Origin of the sequence: Acinetobacter beijerinckii CIP 110307 (assembly GCF_000369005.1) — a bacterium.
Taxonomy (GTDB): domain Bacteria; phylum Pseudomonadota; class Gammaproteobacteria; order Pseudomonadales; family Moraxellaceae; genus Acinetobacter; species Acinetobacter beijerinckii.
On record NZ_KB849765.1, the window covers coordinates 1,567,094 to 1,587,404 of the forward strand.

The window sequence follows — 20,311 nt, forward strand, 5'->3', positions numbered from 1 at the left end:
GCACTCAGAAAGTTATTGTAGTCGATGTAACGCCATTAAAGTCAGATTCATTAGTGCTTGACGATATTCATTATCTGGCAGAGCTTTTAAAGCCTCTAAAGCGGCATCCGTTTCCTGTTGAGCACGTTTTTGACAATAGTCTAAACCACCCGAATTGTGCACAATTTCAATGACTCTATCCAAATGTTCAACACCACCAGTGGCAATACTACGACGAATAATCGCATGATCCTCACCAATAGAATGAGCCAACGCTGAAATTAACGGCAAAGTAGGTTTACCTTCCATTAAATCATCACCAATATTTTTACCTAACGTTTCAGCATCAGAAGTGTAATCTAAAATATCGTCAATAATTTGAAAGGCATTTCCAAAATGTCCTGCATAACGACGCAGAGGCTCTCGGTATTCTTCTGTACCCGCTAAAATTGCTGCACCTTCAGTTGCAAGTTCAAACAGGCGAGACGTTTTACCATGAATAATCCGAAGATAGGTTTCTTCGGTGGTATCCGGTTGATGCTGTGCTTGAAGTTGTAAAACTTCACCCTCAGCAATTTCACATGTTCCAGTGGAAAACACTTTTAACAGACTAATACTATTTAAGTCGACCAATAAATCAAATGAACGCGCAATCAGAAAGTCACCAACCAGTACCGCAGTTTGATTATTCCATGTTGCATTCGCTGTAGGGCGACCACGTCTCAAGTTTGATTCATCGACAACATCATCATGTACTAAAGTTGCAGTATGCAGCATTTCTATGATCGCAGCCAAATGTTGGGCTTGTAGCATATTTTCCACGCCACACGCTCGAGCTGCAAGCAAACACATGATTGGACGCATACGCTTTCCGCCAGCTTCAACAACATGTTTACTCACTGACATTACTAAGCCGACTTTAGAGCTAATTCCTTCATTGATCAGATGATCCATCGCAGCAAAATCTGTCGCAACAGGGGAGAGAATGTCTTGCTTAAAATCGATAACCATATGAAGAAAAACCTCTTACAGGTGGGCAATGCGCTAAGTGTATCAATTAATATGTTGCTAAACAGTTATACAGCTGCGTATTAGGTCATTTAAAACATAATGATGAGTTTTTTGATCTTAATTTAGACAGAAAAAAGCAATTTTCTACTAAACTTCATTACTTTAATGATGACTTTATAAAAACACAGTTTGTTCTTGTCGCAATTTGTTTTTAAAAATGTATTGTAAATCACTGAAAGAATCAATCAAAACCAGCTAGATTAAATCTAATTGATTTTACTAAAAAATATAAATGCTGAGCTTAGATATGTTCATTTGTGCAAAATCACTTGTTGTTTGATCAATTTTCACTTAAAATTTGTCCCCTTGTATAACCCCAGTGGCGATCGTCTTAAGTTCGGTATATCCCTTTATCGACACGACGACACGGGCATGTTGGAGTACATTATGTACGCAGTAATCCAAAGCGGTGGTAAACAGCACCGTGTTGTTGAGGGTGAAACCCTTAAAGTAGAATTATTGAAAGCTGAAACTGGCGCGACTATTACGTTTGATGACGTATTAATGGTTGTTAATGGCGAAAGCATTCAAATCGGTGCTCCAGTAGTAGCTGGCGCAAAAGTAACTGCAGAAGTAGTTGGCCATGGTCGTCACGACAAAATCCGCATCATCAAAATGCGTCGTCGTAAACACTACCGTAAGCAACAAGGTCACCGTCAATGGTTTACCGAGTTGAAAATTACTGGTATCGCAGGCTAACTCAGGAGTAAATAGACATGGCAACTAAAAAAGCCGGTGGATCGACGAAGAACGGTCGTGATTCGAATCCTAAGATGTTAGGTGTTAAAGTTTACGGTGGTCAAACTGTAACTGCTGGTAACATCATCGTTCGTCAACGTGGTACAGAATTCCACGCTGGTGCAAATGTTGGTATGGGTCGTGACCATACTTTATTTGCTACTGCTGACGGCGTAGTAAAATTTGAAGTGAAAGGTCAATTTGGCCGTCGCTATGTAACTGTTGAAGCTTAAGTTTTAATAGTTCGAGAAAACCCGCGTTAAGCGGGTTTTTTTTATATGTCTAAATTTTGAATTGTGTTTTAGTTTGATGGTTTTCCAAAATTTTCCGTTTTTAAGTCTTCGTATGCCTGTAAAATTTCTTCATAGTTGTTCATGACAAAAAATCCATGTCCGTTAATCGGCTCATGCAGTGGTTTTGCAGATAAAAATAATAAATCGCAATTTTCTAAAGCTGTAATTGCAACATCGTTGCCAAAACTAGACATAACCGCCATAGCCTGTTCTTCCAGAATATCTTCATCAGCAGAAAATTGAAGCTTGCCACGGCGCAAATAAATCAGAGTACTATCTCCGTGTTGAGCTGGCAGAATCAGTTGGCTTCCTTTAGACAAATGAACGTCAAGTACATTCATCGGGCTAAAAGTCTGAGCAATACCTTCAATCGTCTGAAACTCACCTGCCACAATACGAACATAACCTGCATTATTTTCGAGTAAGACTTTTGGAATATTGCTATTCGATAAACTTTGATAGTGTGGTGCAGACATTTTATCTTTTGCGGGCAGATTGACCCACAATTGCACCATTTCAAAGTAACCACCACCCTCGCGAAAAGCAGGGCTAAAATGTTCTGTATGCTGAATGCCAGAAGCAGCGGTCATCCATTGCACATCACCTTCTTGAATGACACCGCCGTTGCCAATAGAATCTTGATGTTCTAATTCACCTGAAAAAACGAAAGTGACTGTTTCAAAACCACGATGTGGATGTTGATCTACCCCTTTCTTATTGCTTTTCGGTGCTAAACGACCTGGTCCGAGATGATCCAAGAGTAGAAAAGGAGACGTGGTATTACCAAGTTCCTGATAAGAAAATACAGAAAGTGCAGGATAGAAGTCACCAATTGCAAATCGAGTATCATTGCGGTGAATAAAGGCAAGGCTTTTCATTCGTTATACTTCTAAATAGAGCTTGTACTAGACTAACAAAATCTAATTTTTCGTCTAGCATGTTGTTGATAAACAGTTTCTCATTTTAGATATAATCATTAAAATTGTATTCTTCTTTGATCTTTATCGCTAAGCGCTTTTATTATTACAATCTCTACATAAAGGCTGTAACTTCATACATAATGCAGAACTTTGCGACACGAATTACACAAAACCGATGATTTTCTTCATTTTTTAAATGATCAAAAACAGTAAGATGTCGTCATGACAGTAGAAATCTGATAGAAGGTTCATTTTATGAATTTCGTAAAAAAAATCGCTTATGCAACAACTTTAAGTGTGGCTACACTTGCTCCTGTTGTGAGTAGTCAGGTATTTGCTGCACCCGTGGCTGCATCGACTCAGCAGGCGACGAATAGTTTGGTCCAACAATTATCAGGCTTACAAAGATTCACAGCAGATTTTGAACAAAGCACAAAAGTAGCTGCAAGTAACAAGGCAGTTCAGAAAAAAGGTTTAACTGCTCAACATATGAATCAGACTTTTAAAGGTTCAATGAAAGTTGAACGACCTGGAAAGTTTTATTGGGAAACCACGAGTCCTGCAAAACAAACGATTGTTACCACAGGTAAAGTGGTATGGATTTATGATCCTGATTTACAACAAGCAGTACGTCAAAGCTTGGATGATCAAATTGCCAATACGCCTGCATTATTATTATCAGGCAATACCAATCAGATTATGCAGTCTTATCGTGTGACCCAACCTGACCGTACCAAGCTGTATTACACCTTGTATCCAAAACAGGAAGATGGTGCATTTCAAAGCTTAACGATTAGTTTTGGAGCGAACAAGGCCCCTAATTTAATGGTCTTAGCGGACTCATTAGGTCAGACGACTTATGTACGTTTCAGTAATATTAAAGTGAATCAACCAATTCCAGCATCGGTATTTAATTTCACGCCGCCGAAAGGCACTGATATTATTGATCAGTAATTCTTTACCTATTCAAAAAGCCGCACATGTTGCGGCTTTTCTGTGAAAGTTGGATACATTTCTTAATTTCATCTCAGGACAAGGCTTTGTATAGTGAAGAAAAACATCAGAGACTTGCATGACGATGAATACTTCACAACTATTAAAAATTATTCCACTGATCCCAATTCTGACAGTTGTTGTATTGGCGGGTTGTCAACCAAAACAAGATACTGCTGCGACAACTGAAAAAGTGGATATTCCATTGATTCATGCAAAAGTGGTGACAGTTAAAATTCCAAAACAAAAAGTCTGTTTGGAGGATGGCTGTACTAGTTATGATTTGCAAACAGTTGAAACCAATCAGAAATGGATTGATGAATATTTCGTGAATCGTATGAAAAAGGCAGAGCCGAATGCGTTTTCCAATATCGCAGATCAAAAAGTAAAAGTACCAGCAGATGAACCCTCACTGAGTGAAAGCAGTACTTATGTTCGTTTTGTTGGGCAAAATTATAACTTAGCGACTTTTGCGATTCAGAGTTATTCCTATTCTGCTGGCGCTGCACATGGCATGTCACATCAAGAATTTGTGAATTTTGACTTAAGCAATAAAAAACACATTACGGTCAGTGAGTTGCTTAAACCTGATATGAATACCAAACTACGTGATGAACTTTATGCCTCTAATCAGAACTGGTTAGAAGATCACAGCATTAAAAAAGATGATCTACAGGTAAGCGACAATTATTATTATGGTGTCAATGGGATTGTATTTGTTTACCCACTTTATGAGTTAGCGTCTTATGCGGAAGGGATGAGCGAATTGACACTACCGTACTATGCGGCCAAGCAGTTTGTGAAAGCAGAATATTTACCGAGCTTACCTAAAGATCCTAATTAGTTTAACTCAGCGCCTACATCTTAGCTGTAGGTGCTGAGACTTTATTGCCAATCACTGTATTTTTTTAGGTTAAAGCCTTACACTATAGCCAGTTTTTTCTCTATTCATGATTGATTATGATCGACCCAAAATTACTCAGAAATAATATTGAAGCGGTAAATGCTGCTTTAGCAAAACGTGGTATTCAGCTAAATGTGCAAGAGTGGGCTGATTTAGAAGTTCGCCGTAAAGATTTACAATCCAAAGCTGAAAATTTACAAGCAGAGCGTAATGCTGGTGCTAAACAAGTGGGTCAAATCAAAAAGTCGGGTGGAGATGCTTCCGAAATTATGGCACGTATGTCTGCCATTGGTGATGAGATCAAGGCAGCAGAAGTGGCTTTGGCTGAGTTGCAAACGGAGCTTGAACAAAAGTCTTTAGCTATTCCAAACTTACCTGATGAGTCTGTTCCAGAAGGTAAAGATGAAAGTGATAATCTAGAAATTTTAACGTGGGGCACACCGCGCAAATTTGATTTCGAAATTAAAGATCATACTGATCTTGGCGAATGGATGGGCGGTCTTGAGTTTGAAACGGCAACAAAATTAACAGGTTCGCGTTTCAGTGTGTTGAAAGGGCCTTTAGCTCGTTTGCAACGTGCTTTAACCCAATTTATGCTTGATACACATACGCTTAAAAATGGTTATACCGAGGCTTATGTTCCTTACTTAGTCAATGCAGATACTTTACGTGGTACTGGTCAATTACCTAAGTTTGAAGAAGACTTATTCAAGCTACAAGGTGAAAAAGAGTATTACTTGATTCCAACAGCCGAAGTGCCGATTACGAACTTTGTGCGTGACGAAATTATTGATGCTGATCGTTTGCCGTTGAAATATTCTGCACATACACCATGTTTCCGTAGTGAGGCAGGTTCTTATGGGCGTGATACTCGTGGTTTGATTCGTCAACATCAATTCGATAAGGTCGAAATGGTGCAAATTGTCAAACCTGAGCACTCTATGCAGGCACTTGAAGAATTAACTGCACATGCAGAGGGCATTTTACAGGCGCTTGGTTTGCCATATCGTAAGATTTTGCTATGTGGTGGTGATATGGGCTTCGGTGCAGTCAAAACTTACGACTTAGAAGTTTGGGTGCCGAGCCAAAACACTTATCGTGAAATTTCAAGCTGCTCAAATATGGGTGATTTCCAAGCGCGTCGTATGAAAGCACGTTATCGTGTAGACCAGAAGAAGATCGAATTGGTGCATACATTGAATGGTTCAGGTCTTGCGGTGGGTCGTACCTTGCTTGCGGTGATGGAAAACTATCAACGTGCTGATGGTTCAATCGAGATCCCAGAAGTTTTACGTCCATATATGGGCGGTATTAGCTACATCGATTAAACATTGCATCGATTTTGTGCATAGTTTTTGCTTTAGTTCAATCAGATCGAAAATATAGAGGCGTGATGTGGAAATTTTCCCAATCTCTTTAAAGTTGCAGCAGCAACGTTGTCTGATTGTGGGTGGTGGGCATATTGCCTACCGTAAAGCGAACTTGCTTGTTAAAGCTGGTGCAATTGTTGATGTGATTGCACCAGATATCATCCCTGAATTACGCCAACTTATTGAGCAATCAAAAGGGCAATATATTCAAGCCTCTTTTTCTGACACTGTTTTGACAACGGCTTATCGTTTAGTAATTGCTGCAACAGATCAACCTGCCGTCAATAAAGCGGTATTTGAACAGTGTGAACAGCGCAATCTGTTGGTCAACAGTGTTGATGATATTCCACATTGTCGATTCATGGTGCCAGCGATTATTGATCGTTCACCTTTGGTGATTTCAGTTGCTTCCAATGGCGCATCGCCTGTTTTATCTAGACAGCTACGCACTCAGATCGAAACCATTGTGCCGCACGGCATGGGTAAATTGGCTGAATTTTCGGGGCTATGGCGTAAGCAAGTGAAAGCCAAAATTGTCAATCCTGATGAGCGTCGTATCTTCTGGGAAAATTTGTACGCCAGTCCTCTGAAAGAACAGGTTTTCAATGACAATATTGATGTGGCGAATGATCTGATTGAGCAGGCTTTAACTGAATGGACAGCACCGAAAGGTGAAGTGTATTTGGTCGGGGCGGGTCCAGGTGATCCTGAGCTTTTGACCTTAAAAGCATTACGTCTGATGCAGCAAGCGGATGTGGTGATTTATGATCGCTTAGTGTCTGCGCCTATCTTAGATTTGTGTCGTCGTGATGCCGAAAAGATTTATGTTGGTAAAGCCCGTTCTAATCACTCGGTTCCACAAGATGGTATCAATGCTTTATTGGTTGAATATGCACAGCAAGGTAAACGTGTTTGTCGCTTAAAAGGCGGCGATCCTTTTATCTTTGGACGTGGTGGAGAGGAAATTCAAGAGTTGGTGGAAGCCAATGTGACTTTTCAAGTTGTTCCCGGTATTACCGCTGCTTCAGGTTGTTCGGCTTATGCAGGGATTCCATTAACCCATCGTGATTATGCACAAAGTGTACGCTTCTTGACAGGGCATTTAAAAGAAGGCTCACCTGAGTTACCTTGGAATGAACTAGTCTATGAAAACCAAACTTTAGTCCTTTATATGGGATTGGTCGGCTTGGAGCGTATTTGTGAACAATTAATTGCACACGGCCAACGTCCAACCATGCCTGTTGCATTGATCTCTAAAGGTACAACACCTGAACAAAAAGTTGTTGTTGGAACCTTAGCTGATATAGCCACCAAAGTGTCTGAACATCATATCGTAGCACCGACTTTAACTATTATTGGTGAAGTGGTGAGTCTACGTGAGCAGTTAAAATGGCAATAACATTCTCCCTACACTTCCTTTAAAAAAGGGAGGTTAGGAGGGATTATTAAAAGTAGAGAAAATTTGTGATTCATGTTGTCCTATACGAACCTGAGATTCCAGCGAATACAGGTAATATCATTCGTTTATGTGCTAATACAGGTGCACAATTACACCTAGTCAAACCTTTAGGTTTTGAACTCGATGATAAAAAGTTAAAACGCGCTGGTTTGGACTATCACGAATGGGCAAGAGTGTTGATATGGGACAATATTGAATTGTGTCTTGCTGATCTAAAGTCTAAAGGTGTTGAGCATGTATTTCCACTCACTACCAAAGGTACAGCAACACCGCATACAGTAGACCTCAACCGTCCAGTTGCCTTGTTGATGGGCCCTGAAACACGTGGTCTACCTGAGCAAGTGCGTTTGATGTTCCCACAAGATCAGTGGATTCGTCTACCTATGGCTGAAAATTCAAGAAGTTTGAATCTTTCCAATGCGACAGCCGTAATCGTATATGAAGCATGGAGACAGCAGGGTTTTAAGGCTTTAGTTTAAATTTAATATTGAACAACTAAAACGGCTTAAAGTGATCTACTTTAAGTCGTTTTCTTGTTTTGAGGCTGAGTCAAACTTATGCTGAGCTGATATTACTTTTTCAATATTACTTTCAGCCCAATCTTTTAATTGAAACGCCATTTTGGCAACTTCATATCCTAAAGATGTTAATGAATAATCAACACGTATCGGAGATGTATTCTGGACTTGTCTTTCGATAAAACCATCGCGTTCCAGCATTTTTAGCTTTTGGGAAAGGACTTTAGGTGAAATACCTTGAATGCTCTTTTTTAGTAAATTGAAGTGCTGAGTTTCTCTAGCTAATACATTAATAATCAGTAAAACCCATTTATCTGCAATTTTTTCAAAAAATAAACGAGCAGGGCAATGTTGTTGATAAATATTATATTTTAATGCCTGATTCATTTAAATACTCTCATTTTCTTGGCTGATACTACCCAGTTACCATTAGGTAACTAATTGACACCTAGTTTCTAAAATATATCATTAAATCGAACTTTTTAAAAATTTTGGATATTCTCATGACACAAATTGCAGTTGTTTACTTCTCAGGTTATGGCCACACCAAAGTGGTTGCTGAAACTTTTGCGGGTGCGATTGACGCATCATTAATTGAAATTGATCAGAATGGTGAAATTACGGAACAGGATTGGCAAACACTCAATACTGCACAAGGAATTGTGTTTGGGGCACCAACCTATATGGCAGCGACACCTTGGCAGTTTAAGAAATTTGCGGATGCTTCCTCAAAAATTTGGTTTACTCGTGGTTGGCAAGATAAAGTTTTTGCTGGTTTTACCAACAGTGCTAGCTTGAATGGTGATAAGCAAGTCACTTTGATCCAATTACAAACCTTGGCATCTCAGCATGGTGGTATTTGGGTTAGCTTAGGTTTATTGCCAGCCAATACCAAAGATGCGAAACGTGAAGATGTAAATAACTTAGGGGGTTCTGTTGGTCTGTTGGTTCAGTCGCCATCAGATGCGAGTACGGATGAGATTCCTACAGGGGATTTGGAGACAGCCAAACTTTATGCGAAACGTGTGCAATCTATTGTTGAAAAACTACATGGATAATTTGTAAAAATAAAAAAGGCGCATTGAGCGCCTTTTTTGAATTGTGAAGTTCTATCGGTCATCAAACTCATTATGTTGAGGGGCATTGTATTTAAAGCCTTTGGTTTTATAACCAAGGTATAAAATACCGAACATTGCCCACCATAAACCATATTTTAATGCGGTGTCTTCAATTTCAAGCCACATCGCAAACACGCTGATAAATCCTAAGAGAGGAATAATCACAAAGCTTAGAATATCTTTGAACGTTTTGGTGCGACCGTCACGTAGAGCATAACGTGAAATCACCGACAGGTTCACAAAGGTGAAGGCAATCAGGGCACCAAAGCTGATCATAGAAATCACAACATCCAGACTCATAAAGCCTGCACTCAATGCAACCAATCCTACAATCAGGATGTTGTATGAAGGTGTAAAGGTTTTAGGACTAATATGACCAAAGATTTTCTTATTGATAACCCCGTCACGGCCCATAACATACATCAAACGAGACACACCTGCATGCGCAGAAATCCCAGATGCCATGACTGTCACAATCGCAAAAGCAAGTACGTAAGATTGGAACAATGAACCACCAACCAATAATAGAATATCTGGTTGAGTCGCTGCGACATCTTGGAAATAGCTTTTTGGATCATTAGGAAAATAGATTTGCATGAAGTAAGTGCTGATAATGAAAATCACACCAGCAAATAAAGCTGTTAAGAATATTGCTTTCGGCAAAGTCTTTTCAGTGTCTTTGGTTTCTTCAGCAAGAGAGCTGAGTGAATCAAAGCCTGTAAATGAGAAACACAGTAAGGTTGCGCCTGTAACTAATGCACCAACTGAGGTGAGTTCATTCCAGAAAGGTTCTAAGCTCCAAAGCTGATAACGCGTTTCTGCGGTAATTACACCTTCGGCGTTATAACCCATTTGTAATTTGCTATAAACTAAATATGTAAATACAGCAATTACAATCAGTTGGACTAAAACAATCAGACTGTTAAAGTTCGCAACAAAACGTGCGCCACGTAGATTAATCCCTGTCATAAATGCAGTTAGGACAATCACCCAAACCCAATGATTCACATCTGGAAACAACGCTTCAAGATAAATGACGGCCAAAATAATATTGACCATTGGCGAAAGCAAATAATCTAGCCATGAAGACCATCCCACCATAAAACCAACGTTTGGATGGATAGATTTTTGCGCATAGGTGTAAGCCGATCCTGATGATGGGTAACGGCGAATCATGTGACCATAACTGATCGATGTGAATAAAATTGCAACTAAGGCAACAATATAAGAAGTCGGAACATGATGATGACTTTCTTCAGATACTAACCCAAAAGTATCAAACAACGTCATGGGTTGAATATAGGCTAAGCCAATAATAATAATGTGCCAGAGACCTAGCGTTTTTTGCAGCTTAGCTACCGATGGAGTCCCAGAGATATTTGTCAACGGCGTTATCCTCGTAATCGTTGATCAAGGATCAGCTATGGTTTAAGGATCATTTGAGACGAAATGATCCCCCCTACAGGAATAAGAAGTGCGCCAATTTATCTCAAATCCCTATAAATTGTCAGCACTTTTATGTTTTTTTTAGCAATTTTTTTGCCAATTTGCGAGACAAACCGATGAATAAAGATTCACCTAAAATATAAAATCCCCAATATCGAATAGGTATTGGGGATTTTTGCTTGTAAAAAATTAATTAAATAAATGAATTACCAAGCTTTTTGTAAAATTGCACGAATATCCTGCAAGTTTGCTTCTTTCGGATTATAAATGATTGAACCATCATTTAATGCCTTTTCTGCAACTTCATCTAATTGTGCTTCTGTCACTTTACCAGTTTCACGTAAAGTACGTGGTAACTTGGTTAAGCTGAATAAACGATCACGCATGGTTAAAATCGTTGCAATTGCTTTATCGGCGCGCAGATTGGCAGGTGTTTGTGCGTAAATATCCGCACCAGCAAGTGGCAGTAATAACTCACCAATTTTATCGCCATTGATCTCTTTGTTGTATTCAAGCACATAAGGTAGAAATAAGTTCATGCAAAGTCCGTGGGGGAGATGCGCAACAGCACCTAAAGCATGACCGAGTGAATGAACTAAACCAACCATTGAGTTAGAAAATGCGATACCCGCCATAGTTGATGCTTGAGCAAGCTCTAAACGACCTTGGGCATCACTTGGGTTATCTAAAACTTTAAATAAATTTTCGCTAATTTTCTTGATGCCCGCACTTGCATAAGCATCACTCAGTGGATTTGCAGCTAAGCATGTATATGCTTCAACACAGTGCGTCAGTGCATCCATACCCGTCATTGCAGTAAGATGAGGCGGCAATGTCATGGTCATGCGTGGATCAAGAATCGCTGCATGAGGCATAAGATAATAAGATGCGAACGCTAACTTCACATTGCGTTGAACGTCAGATACAACAGCAACCATGGTCACTTCTGAACCTGTACCTGATGTGGTTGGAATCACAAAAAATGGTTTTAGTGGCTTCGGCAGATTATGCGCACCAGAGTACTGAAGTAAATCATCGCCACCCTCTGAAACCAAAATATTGGTTGCTTTTGAGGTATCAATGACTGAACCACCACCAATTGCAATGATTGCATCACAATTTTGCTTACGATAAGTTTCGGCAGCTAAGCGGACCACTTCTAAGCTTGAGTCTGGCGGAACATCGTCAAAAATTGCACCGATGACAGCATCTGTTGTGCTAAATGCAGCTTCAATTGGGCTTAATAATCCATTTGCACGCACGCCTTTATCTGTAATGATCATTGGGCGTTTTGCGCCTAAAGTAGCAAGTTCAAAAGGGATGTGCTCTAACGCAGCATTACCAGCAATTACTTTTACAGGACAGAAAAATTCGTAATAAGGCTTAGCCATGTTATGCACTCCGTTTAAAGTAAGATTGTGCGACTTTAAGATAGATATTTTTTGCACCAGAGAATTTTTGTTTCAATGTTAATTCTGCTGGATAACGTTTTACAGCAAGTGAGGCGATCAGTTTAGGTAAGATTAATGCTTCCATCTTATTTAAACAGCGTACGAGACGAATAGCACTCGATACATCTCCATCAGCAATCATGCGATCATTTGCGAAAGCTTGTGCTGTACTCTCTTGAAAAGAGAAAACTAAAAATGCATGGGTTAAATGCTTAAATGTGATGGTTAGATCAGGCTTACCTTTATAATTTGGTAAAAGTTCTAATTGCTTTTCTTCTGTTACTTTTGCAACAAATGCAGGTCCATTTGGGAAAACATTCATTGAAAGCACAAAACCAACAGGAAATTTAGACACTTCCTCTTGTACTTCATTATCCACTTGGCTTGCCATTACTAAACCACGACCAACAACATCCATCATGAGTTTTACGTAGGCAAATTGCAAAGTGGGCTTCACTGCTTTGGTCGAAATCACTTGCGTATCCCTTGTTAAAATTATGCAAAAGCAAATTTAGAGTATTTACTCTAATTTATTTCTTTGTAATTGAAAAGTAGTTTATTCAGATTTGACTACGAGGTCATGAAAGTAATCTGTATTTTTTAAATACTGGATAATATCTTGACAGAGCTGCTCAAAACTTGGGTAGTCACTTAATAGGTCTTGTAAGCGTACCATTTCTAAACCAGTGTATCCACACGGATTAATCGTTTGAAAACCTGTTAAATCACAATCGATATTTAAAGCTAAGCCATGGTAGCTACGTCCACGACGAATTTTAAAACCTAGAGAGCCAATTTTTCGACCATCTACATACACGCCAGGTGCATCTGGTTTTGCGTAAGCTTCGATGTGGTACATTTTAAGCAAATCAATCATTGCTTGTTCAGCAAAGCTCACCAAAGTACGCACATGCCATTTCAAACGATTTAAATCTAATAAGAAATAAGCAACTAGTTGTCCTTTGCCGTGCCAAGTTACTTGTCCACCACGATCTGTATGTACAATAGGTAAGTGAGTTTGAATCAGGATGTGTTCAGCTTTACCAGCCTGACCTTGAGTGAGAACATCTTGATGTTGCAATAACCAAATTTCATCAGGCGTAGTTTCATCACGATTCGCTGTAAACTCCTTCATTGCTTCAAAGCGAATCGTGTAATCCTCTAGATCATGAAAACAGCGAACGATTAAGCTGGGTTTATCAAGGTTCGTCACAGTAAACTTCCTTTGACTGAATAAATACTTTTGTACGGAAAATCTGTTCTAACTGATCGTTACTCGATTGATGGGGATTAGCACAGTTTGACCATTCACGAATCAGTTGAATTTGAGCATATTGAACAGCCTCATTACTTTGTAGTTTAGAGTAAAAGTCTTGAGTACGTTTTGCTAAAAATTGAGGATCATTGCCTAATTTTAACTGTTCTTTATTTTCTCGTTGCATTGATAATTTTGCATTATTCACTAATTGAGATTTATTGTGAGTATTTAATGATTTTGCAATGGATAAACATTGTGTTCCATAGGTTGGTATTAACAGTTTCTGAGGTTGTGAAAAGGCTAGAGCAGTTAAATAGTGATGTTTATATTCCTGATCAAGATAACCTAGTAAACGATCTTTTAATTGTTCAAATTCTTTCAGTGGAATAGGCTGTAAGCTTTTTAATTCTTTCTTTGTTAATTCATATTCTTTACGAATCAGATCCACATTGATTTCTGCAATTTGACTCGGTTTAAAAGCATAGGATTTACTATTCAATAGCGTTGTATGACGCTGTTGCATCATTTTAACGGTATCGCTTAATTGTTTTTCAGAGTATTTGCCAGCATCGTAAACACCTTTAAACTCGCATAGCTCATCTTGCCATATAAAATTTGCTGTTTTTGCATAGCAAAAACTTGATGCTAAAATCATGCTTATGGAGACTAAAAATCTTATTTTCATCCGTTATTTCACAAAATGCTTTAACAATAATCGTAAATATATTTAATTTTATCAGTAGTTTGTATGGTCATGTATTTTTATAAGCTAAAAAAATCCAAAATACTTTCGCATTTTGGATTCCTCTTTTTAAAGCGCTGTCTTAATTAAAGGACAAGCTGCAAGATCTGCATATAAAGCATGAACTTGCTCCAACTCTTCAAAGCGTAATTGCGCAGTTAAAGAATGGTATTTACCTGTACGTGATGGCTGAACTTTAACAGTACCTCCATCAAATTCTGGGAAGTGCTTCTGCAAAATATCAACAACAGCTACTCGAAGTTCATCCCCTGCATTACCAATCAATTTGATTGGATAGTCCATCGGGAAAACCCAAAGATGTTCTTGCAATTCACGAGAAGGAGTGCGGTCTAACATGAGCAACCTCTTAATTTGAAACGCCTGCATCAGTGCAGGCGCTTTTTGATCTAATAACTAGATGGGGATGAAATATTTAGTTTCAAGTTCTGAAAGGTGGCTCTCACCATCACTCAAAATTTCCCAATATTAGTCATTTTCCAAGAATGAACGTAAGTGTTCTGAGCGAGAAGGGTGGCGAAGTTTACGTAATGCTTTCGCTTCAATCTGACGAATACGCTCACGTGTTACATCAAATTGTTTACCTACTTCTTCTAAAGTATGGTCGGTTGGCATATCGATACCAAAACGCATTTTCAATACTTTAGCTTCACGTTCAGTTAAGTTTTCAAGCACTTCGCGAGTTGCTTCTTTTAAGCCTTCTGAAGTAGCAGCATCGATTGGAGATGTGATGTTGCCATCTTCAATGAAGTCACCAAGATGCGAGTCTTCATCATCACCGATCGGTGTTTCCATCGAAATCGGTTCTTTAGCGATTTTAAGCACTTTACGAACTTTTACTTCATCCATTTCTAAGCGTTCACCTAACTCTTCAGGTGTAGGCTCACGTCCCATCTCTTGAAGAAGTTGACGTGAAACACGATTGATTTTGTTGATTGTTTCAATCATGTGCACTGGGATACGAATGGTACGTGCTTGGTCTGCAATCGAACGCGTAATTGCCTGACGAATCCACCAAGTTGCATAGGTCGAGAATTTATAACCACGACGATATTCAAACTTGTCTACAGCTTTCATCAAACCAATGTTACCTTCCTGAATAAGATCAAGGAATTGTAAACCACGGTTTGTATATTTTTTCGCAATCGAAATTACCAAACGTAAGTTGGCTTCAACCATTTCTTTCTTAGCGCGACGAGCTTTCGCTTCGCCTACAGCCATACGTTTAGAAATATCTTTAATTTCTTTAACGTTTAGATCTAGTTCTTTTTCGATGTCAGCAATCTTTTGTTGGAATGCTAATACATCTGGGCGAACTTTTTCTAAATGTGCTTTTGTTTCGGCAGGTGCTTTTGCAATTTGCTCATCTAACCAAGCAGGGTTTGATTCTTGCTCAGGGAAAGTCATACGGAAAGTTGTACGATCCATGCGACCACGACGAACTGCATAGCGCATGATTTCACGTTCATTAGTACGAATTTGATCATGAGTGCCGCGAATCATTTCTGAAATAATGTCAAATAGACGCGGTGTAAATTTGAACATCATGAACACAGTTGCTAATGATTCAAGCGCAACTTTTGCTTCTTCGCTATTACGACCATGTTTACTGATAATTGCTTTAGTATCATTCCAAGCATTTTCTAGCTCAGTAAAACGAGCCTTAGCAATTTCTGGATCTGGACCTGATTCACCTTCAGAATCATCATCACCTTCAGATTCTTCGTCTTCATCTTCATCGTCAAGTTTTACTTCTTTTGCCGTTGCTGGAGTGCCAGCTTCTTCAATTTCAGCTTCTTCAAGAACTTCTGGAATTTCTTCATCAGATTCTGGATCTAAATAACCAGAAAGAATATCAGCAAGACGACGCTCGCCAGTTAAAAAATCATTATATTCTTTTAAAACGACTTCAACAGCATTTGGCCAGTAAGCGATTGAGTGTAAAACGTCACGTATACCTTCTTCGATACGTTTCGCAATACTAATTTCGCCTTCACGTGTGAGAAGTTCAACAGTTCCCATTTCACGCATATACATACGAACTGGATCAGTGGTACGACCAGGCTCACTTTCAACTGATGCTAATACTGCTGCCGCTTCTTCTTCTGCAACTTCATCAGCTGCTTCAGTTGATTCACCGAACATGGTGTCATCAGTTTCAGGCGCACGTTCATGCACAGGAATCCCGACATCTTGAAGCATTTGAATAATGTCTTCAATTTGCTCACTTTCTGTAATTGAGTCTGGGAGATGATCGTTAACCTCAGCGTAAGTTAAGTAACCTTGTTCTTTGCCTCGGCTAATCAGAGCCGCTACTTGCGAAGTAGGGGAATTCATATCGCTCATCTTTGCTTACTCTTTTGTTGAATCTGTGGCGGTGAAAAACCGTGCATGATAGCACAATTCACTCAGAATGTTTTGGATTTGATCCGTTAACTTTAAATAAAAAAATATGTTTGATTTCATGCTAGTTTCTAAAATATGGGGCTAGATCAATTTTTTTCAAGTATTAAGTCATGTCAAAAATATTTTTTCGATCTAAATACTATTAGACTATAAATACACAAAAAAACTGCCGAAAAAAAGTACAAAACAAGGTTTTATAGTAAAAAAAACAAATAAAACTTGACACGGATGGCTAAGACCGATAAATAGCGGCTAGACCCAATTACATTTTTCATAATATAGAGGTAGTGTTAGTGTCTTCTACAGATTTTGAATTAGATGATGATAACTACGGTGAGGATGATGTTAGTTTTGATGAATCATCAGGAAAAATCAGTGCCAAAGAATCATTAGAAAAGCGCCGTTTGATTGATGATTTATTAGCTCAACGTCGTTTGGAGCGTGAATTAAAAGATTTTGACTATGATTTCGACGATGATGATCTTGGTGATGAAGACTAAGCAAAATTGCTGAGACTTTGGGCTTTAAGATGTTATGCTGTTGCCGATGTTTTTTTGAAATTGGATAAAGAATGAGTACGTTAGATTTAGACTTATTGAGTAACTATCTTGACGGTGACCAAAACGAACATGGTCTAGATTTTGCGGCAACTCATGGCTTTCTATGTGCGATAGCTGTAGGGCCAAAATTTGATCGTTGGTTAGATGAACTGTTCGATAATAACCAAAAGAAAATTCCGAATGAAGTCATTGAACAAATCAAACTTTGGTTAGAATCACTACGACAAGATTTAGCCAATGAAAATGGGATCGAGTTTCCATTTGAAATTGAAGAAGCCGATGTGGAATCTAGCTTAGGTGATTGGAGTGTTGGTTTTGTTGATGCGATGTTCTTAAATGAAGATGCATGGTTTGCGCCTGAATTTGAAGAGCAATTGATTGACTTAACTTTACCGATTATGGTCTTTAGCGGTATTGATGAAGAAGACCCTCAAATGGAGTCTTTCCGTCGTAATGGTCAATTGATGGATGAATTAGCTGAAGAAATTCCAGATAATTTAAATGAACTTTATTTAATGTATCACACGCCATCTTAAATCAATATTCTGTATTATTAAGATCTAGATTTTGGTATATAGCATATTTAAAAGATTAAATAAAAAAACGTCCTTGAAGGACGTTTTTTTATTACTGTTGTTGTGATTTGTATCGAAGAAATATTTATATAAAGGTTGCTAAAGATTCGTAAGAAATAAACTAAGACCTAAAGCACCTAGAATAATACCAATAATACGATTTATATTGCGTTGTTGAGCGAGAATTTTATTTCGGATTACTGGACTTGAGCAAAAAAGTGCAATTAAACAGAACCATAAAAGATGCATGCCTGATATGTAAATACCATAAGCAAACAGTTTTGTTAAGCTATTTTCTGATGTCATAATTTGAGAATAAATACTCATTACAAAGAGAGTAGTTTTAGGATTTAAGCTATTGGTCAAAAAACCATGTTGAAAGGTTTTCCAATGCGTCGTTTCAGTATTATCTTCATTTAATATAATTGGACGCTGGATATAGGTTTTATAACCGATATATATTAAATAACTTGCGCCTATGTATTGAATAAGCTGAATTAAATTTGGAATATGATTTTTTAGAAAGCTTAATCCAATTAGGCTATAACTAATATGTACCCAAACACCGCAGGCAATTCCAAAGGCTGTGTATATTCCTAAACGGCGTCCATATAGGTAACTATTGCGAGTAATCAGTGCAAAATCTGCACCTGGGCTTATTACTGCTAGTATCGTAACCAGCGCCACAGCAATTATTTCATTCACTCATTTATTCCAAATATCGGTATTACAAGAATTTCTATATTTTTCATATCTTTGTTATAGTTTAAATCGAAATTAATTCTCTAATACATATGAGTTTTTGGAATGATTGAGCGTTTATCTCTGAATTCACTAAAGTTTTTTTATTATGTTGCTCGTTTTGAAAGTATGACGATTGCATCAAAAAAGTTATTTGTGACTCAAGGTGCAGTCAGTAAGCAGCTCAGAAATTTAGAAGATAGTTTGGGTTTTAATCTATTTAGTCGAGAAACACGAAAATTAAGTCTAACCACAGAGGGTGAGATTTTATTTGAGTGTTGTCAGCAAATATTCCAACAGCTAGATCAATGTTTATTAGATTTAAAAGATCAGTCTAAAAATAGCCAAAATTTAGTTCTTTCATGTGAGCCAACCATTGCTATGAAATGGCTCATCCCACGACTGAATAAGTTTAAAAATCTTTATCCTGAATTTGATGTGACGCTGTTAACGGGTGGTGGGGCAGTAAATTTTCACGATCGAAAAGTGGATTTGGCGTTAAGGCGTAATGATTTTGATTGGGGTGATGGAATTTACAGTGAAAAAATTGCCGATGAAACTATGCTATGTGTGGCGGCAAAAAATGCCCAACTAACCCATCGGCAAATTTTCATTTCTGCATCTAGACCAAAACTTTGGCAGCAATTTAAGCAACAAAACATTGAGTTGCTCAAAGATTATAAAAAAACATCACTTGAACATTTTTATCTGTGTATTGAGGCAAGTTTGGCGGGTTTAGGCGCAACAGTGGTTTCTGCATATATGGTCGAAAAGGAAGTGAAATTTCAAATGTTTGATTTAATTAGTTCAGGATATCAAGATGAATCTTCTTATTTTTTACTATCTGCTGAACCATTTGAAAATGATGTGAGAAAGCTCTTATTCAGAGATTGGTTAAGAATTGAAATGCAGGCAAGCCAATTAAGGTCTTCATCACTTAAGCCAAAGCACGACTCTGATTGCTAGATGTGTCGTATACAATCACTTAATAGAATGAGAAAGATCGATCAAAAGGTATTTTGATTCAGTGCCTTAAATCTTTTAATAATAAAGTAGACGATAAAAATGCTTTAAAACTTAGATAGAAAGTTTTGTAAGATGCCACACATGTTCATAGGCAATAACTTTACCCTTTAAGTTTTCTGGGCTTGAGGCAAGTAAATCAATATCGTAGTCTCGAGCATAATGTTGAATTAATTCATATTCAGCAACAGAAAAAGGTGGTCCTGCTAATAACATTTGATCATATTCAAGACTAATCAAAAGTTGTGGGGCTTGATCAGTAATTTTTGAAAGATGTTGGGTATATTGTTTACGCATTTGTTCAGGCAGTGCAATAAGTGCAGCCCGATCATAAATTGCATCGACTTGATCGAGTTGTGCTGATGTTAATGCAAAAAAATCACCAACAAATAAATCAATTTGAGAGTGATGGTAATGGATTAATGTTCCTACTTGATGCTCTTCAAATGTAAGACCTAGATCTACTATAAGATCTTGAATGGCAATCGGACTCAGATCAATTCCAATGACATGATAGCCTTGCTCTAAAAGCCAAGCTATATCATGGCTTTTTCCGCAAAGGGGAACAAATACGGTTGCGCCTTTCACTAAATTTAAACACGAAAAATATTTTATGAGTAAGCTATGAGGTTGATCTTGATGAAAGCCGATATGATTGGATTTCCATTTATCATGCCAAAAATCATGTTGCATTAATCAATCCTCACTTTTTACGCTTAAATAATAGA

The 20,311-nt window shown here is 38.2% G+C and carries 23 protein-coding genes; 11 read left to right on the top strand and 12 right to left on the bottom strand.

The window, feature by feature from the left end:
- Window positions 1-12: 12 nt before the first annotated feature.
- Entirely contained in the window at window positions 13-990 is a 978-nt protein-coding gene (gene sdsA / locus F933_RS12920) for an All-trans-nonaprenyl-diphosphate synthase (RefSeq protein WP_005061794.1), read from the bottom strand.
- A 447-nt stretch (window positions 991-1,437) separates the two neighbouring features.
- Here sdsA and rplU point away from each other — a divergent pair, with 447 nt between their 5' ends.
- Together rplU and rpmA are read left to right on the top strand one after the other, a co-directional pair.
- Complete coding sequence (gene rplU / locus F933_RS12925) at window positions 1,438-1,749, top strand: 50S ribosomal protein L21 (RefSeq protein WP_005055701.1); 312 nt, start codon at window positions 1,438-1,440, stop codon at window positions 1,747-1,749.
- Between the two features lie 17 nt (window positions 1,750-1,766).
- On the top strand, window positions 1,767-2,021 hold the full coding sequence (gene rpmA / locus F933_RS12930) for a 50S ribosomal protein L27 (RefSeq protein WP_004640422.1): 255 nt from the start codon (window positions 1,767-1,769) through the stop codon (window positions 2,019-2,021).
- 68 nt (window positions 2,022-2,089) lie between these two features.
- On the opposite strand, the gene F933_RS12935 is transcribed toward rpmA, so the two are convergent.
- Complete coding sequence (locus tag F933_RS12935; RefSeq protein ID WP_005061796.1) at window positions 2,090-2,959, bottom strand: pirin family protein; 870 nt, start codon at window positions 2,957-2,959, stop codon at window positions 2,090-2,092.
- Window positions 2,960-3,256: 297 nt separating this feature from the next.
- On the opposite strand from F933_RS12935, the gene lolA reads away from it, so the two are divergent.
- The 5 genes from lolA (at window position 3,257) to F933_RS12960 (ending at window position 8,206) form a co-directional block, all read left to right on the top strand.
- Complete coding sequence (gene lolA / locus F933_RS12940) at window positions 3,257-3,955, top strand: outer membrane lipoprotein periplasmic chaperone LolA (RefSeq protein WP_005061799.1); 699 nt, start codon at window positions 3,257-3,259, stop codon at window positions 3,953-3,955.
- A gap of 118 nt (window positions 3,956-4,073) precedes the next feature.
- Window positions 4,074-4,838 (top strand): RsiV family protein, encoded by a 765-nt coding sequence (locus F933_RS12945; RefSeq protein WP_005061800.1) that lies wholly within the window; start codon window positions 4,074-4,076, stop codon window positions 4,836-4,838.
- A gap of 116 nt (window positions 4,839-4,954) precedes the next feature.
- Window positions 4,955-6,226, top strand: coding sequence for a serine--tRNA ligase (gene serS / locus F933_RS12950; RefSeq protein WP_005061802.1), 1,272 nt, complete (start codon window positions 4,955-4,957; stop codon window positions 6,224-6,226).
- 67 nt (window positions 6,227-6,293) lie between these two features.
- Entirely contained in the window at window positions 6,294-7,667 is a 1,374-nt protein-coding gene (gene cysG, locus F933_RS12955) for a siroheme synthase CysG (protein ID WP_005061804.1), read from the top strand.
- Window positions 7,668-7,732: 65 nt separating this feature from the next.
- A complete protein-coding gene (locus F933_RS12960) occupies window positions 7,733-8,206 on the top strand; it encodes a tRNA (cytidine(34)-2'-O)-methyltransferase (RefSeq protein ID WP_005061806.1) in 474 nt (157 codons plus the stop codon).
- Between the two features lie 36 nt (window positions 8,207-8,242).
- On the opposite strand, the gene F933_RS12965 is transcribed toward F933_RS12960, so the two are convergent.
- Window positions 8,243-8,632: a winged helix-turn-helix transcriptional regulator gene (locus F933_RS12965; protein ID WP_005061809.1), complete on the bottom strand. Its 390-nt coding sequence runs from the start codon at window positions 8,630-8,632 to the stop codon at window positions 8,243-8,245.
- A 116-nt stretch (window positions 8,633-8,748) separates the two neighbouring features.
- Here F933_RS12965 and F933_RS12970 point away from each other — a divergent pair, with 116 nt between their 5' ends.
- Window positions 8,749-9,303: a flavodoxin family protein gene (locus F933_RS12970; RefSeq protein ID WP_005061810.1), complete on the top strand. Its 555-nt coding sequence runs from the start codon at window positions 8,749-8,751 to the stop codon at window positions 9,301-9,303.
- Between the two features lie 51 nt (window positions 9,304-9,354).
- On the opposite strand, the gene F933_RS12975 is transcribed toward F933_RS12970, so the two are convergent.
- From F933_RS12975 to rpoD, 7 genes are all read right to left on the bottom strand, one after another.
- The gene (locus F933_RS12975) at window positions 9,355-10,749 is read right to left on the bottom strand and encodes an APC family permease (protein ID WP_005055685.1); all 1,395 of its coding nucleotides are present in this window, start codon (window positions 10,747-10,749) and stop codon (window positions 9,355-9,357) included.
- A gap of 266 nt (window positions 10,750-11,015) precedes the next feature.
- A complete protein-coding gene (locus F933_RS12980) occupies window positions 11,016-12,200 on the bottom strand; it encodes an iron-containing alcohol dehydrogenase (protein WP_005055684.1) in 1,185 nt (394 codons plus the stop codon).
- A gap of 1 nt (window position 12,201) precedes the next feature.
- On the bottom strand, window positions 12,202-12,735 hold the full coding sequence (locus tag F933_RS12985) for a hypothetical protein (protein ID WP_005055681.1): 534 nt from the start codon (window positions 12,733-12,735) through the stop codon (window positions 12,202-12,204).
- An 81-nt stretch (window positions 12,736-12,816) separates the two neighbouring features.
- Window positions 12,817-13,473 carry a lipoyl(octanoyl) transferase LipB gene (lipB, locus tag F933_RS12990; protein WP_005061812.1) on the bottom strand — a complete coding sequence of 219 codons (657 nt, stop codon included), beginning with the start codon at window positions 13,471-13,473 and terminating at the stop codon, window positions 12,817-12,819.
- Window positions 13,460-14,173 (bottom strand): hypothetical protein, encoded by a 714-nt coding sequence (locus F933_RS12995; protein WP_005061815.1) that lies wholly within the window; start codon window positions 14,171-14,173, stop codon window positions 13,460-13,462. Before F933_RS12995 ends, lipB begins: the two co-directional genes overlap by 14 nt.
- Before the next feature lie 156 nt (window positions 14,174-14,329).
- Window positions 14,330-14,617 carry a YbeD family protein gene (locus F933_RS13000; protein WP_004664473.1) on the bottom strand — a complete coding sequence of 96 codons (288 nt, stop codon included), beginning with the start codon at window positions 14,615-14,617 and terminating at the stop codon, window positions 14,330-14,332.
- A gap of 129 nt (window positions 14,618-14,746) precedes the next feature.
- Window positions 14,747-16,624 (bottom strand): RNA polymerase sigma factor RpoD, encoded by a 1,878-nt coding sequence (gene rpoD / locus F933_RS13005; RefSeq protein WP_005061816.1) that lies wholly within the window; start codon window positions 16,622-16,624, stop codon window positions 14,747-14,749.
- Between the two features lie 353 nt (window positions 16,625-16,977).
- On the opposite strand from rpoD, the gene F933_RS13010 reads away from it, so the two are divergent.
- The gene (locus tag F933_RS13010; RefSeq protein WP_005055674.1) at window positions 16,978-17,184 is read left to right on the top strand and encodes a PA3496 family putative envelope integrity protein; all 207 of its coding nucleotides are present in this window, start codon (window positions 16,978-16,980) and stop codon (window positions 17,182-17,184) included.
- 71 nt (window positions 17,185-17,255) lie between these two features.
- A complete protein-coding gene (locus tag F933_RS13015; RefSeq protein WP_005055671.1) occupies window positions 17,256-17,780 on the top strand; it encodes a YecA/YgfB family protein in 525 nt (174 codons plus the stop codon).
- A 138-nt stretch (window positions 17,781-17,918) separates the two neighbouring features.
- Here F933_RS13015 and F933_RS13020 read toward each other — a convergent pair whose 3' ends face one another.
- Window positions 17,919-18,524, bottom strand: a complete 606-nt coding sequence (locus F933_RS13020) for a LysE family translocator (protein WP_005061817.1) — start codon at window positions 18,522-18,524, stop codon at window positions 17,919-17,921.
- Window positions 18,525-18,626: 102 nt separating this feature from the next.
- On the opposite strand from F933_RS13020, the gene F933_RS13025 reads away from it, so the two are divergent.
- Window positions 18,627-19,526, top strand: coding sequence for a LysR family transcriptional regulator (locus F933_RS13025; protein ID WP_005061818.1), 900 nt, complete (start codon window positions 18,627-18,629; stop codon window positions 19,524-19,526).
- Window positions 19,527-19,637: 111 nt separating this feature from the next.
- Here F933_RS13025 and tmpT read toward each other — a convergent pair whose 3' ends face one another.
- Window positions 19,638-20,276: a thiopurine S-methyltransferase gene (gene tmpT, locus F933_RS13030; RefSeq protein WP_005061820.1), complete on the bottom strand. Its 639-nt coding sequence runs from the start codon at window positions 20,274-20,276 to the stop codon at window positions 19,638-19,640.
- Window positions 20,277-20,311 lie beyond the last annotated feature (35 nt).

Coding starts and splice junctions, on each gene's coding strand:
- sdsA (WP_005061794.1), bottom strand. CDS start 990: ATGGTTATCGATTTTAAGCAAGACATTCTCTCCCCTGTTGCGACAGAT.
- rplU (WP_005055701.1), top strand. CDS start 1,438: ATGTACGCAGTAATCCAAAGCGGTGGTAAACAGCACCGTGTTGTTGAG.
- rpmA (WP_004640422.1), top strand. CDS start 1,767: ATGGCAACTAAAAAAGCCGGTGGATCGACGAAGAACGGTCGTGATTCG.
- F933_RS12935 (WP_005061796.1), bottom strand. CDS start 2,959: ATGAAAAGCCTTGCCTTTATTCACCGCAATGATACTCGATTTGCAATT.
- lolA (WP_005061799.1), top strand. CDS start 3,257: ATGAATTTCGTAAAAAAAATCGCTTATGCAACAACTTTAAGTGTGGCT.
- F933_RS12945 (WP_005061800.1), top strand. CDS start 4,074: ATGACGATGAATACTTCACAACTATTAAAAATTATTCCACTGATCCCA.
- serS (WP_005061802.1), top strand. CDS start 4,955: ATGATCGACCCAAAATTACTCAGAAATAATATTGAAGCGGTAAATGCT.
- F933_RS12965 (WP_005061809.1), bottom strand. CDS start 8,632: ATGAATCAGGCATTAAAATATAATATTTATCAACAACATTGCCCTGCT.
- F933_RS12970 (WP_005061810.1), top strand. CDS start 8,749: ATGACACAAATTGCAGTTGTTTACTTCTCAGGTTATGGCCACACCAAA.
- F933_RS12980 (WP_005055684.1), bottom strand. CDS start 12,200: ATGGCTAAGCCTTATTACGAATTTTTCTGTCCTGTAAAAGTAATTGCT.
- F933_RS12995 (WP_005061815.1), bottom strand. CDS start 14,173: ATGATTTTAGCATCAAGTTTTTGCTATGCAAAAACAGCAAATTTTATA.
- F933_RS13000 (WP_004664473.1), bottom strand. CDS start 14,617: ATGTTAGACCGCACTCCTTCTCGTGAATTGCAAGAACATCTTTGGGTT.
- rpoD (WP_005061816.1), bottom strand. CDS start 16,624: ATGAGCGATATGAATTCCCCTACTTCGCAAGTAGCGGCTCTGATTAGC.
- F933_RS13015 (WP_005055671.1), top strand. CDS start 17,256: ATGAGTACGTTAGATTTAGACTTATTGAGTAACTATCTTGACGGTGAC.
- F933_RS13025 (WP_005061818.1), top strand. CDS start 18,627: ATGATTGAGCGTTTATCTCTGAATTCACTAAAGTTTTTTTATTATGTT.
- tmpT (WP_005061820.1), bottom strand. CDS start 20,276: ATGCAACATGATTTTTGGCATGATAAATGGAAATCCAATCATATCGGC.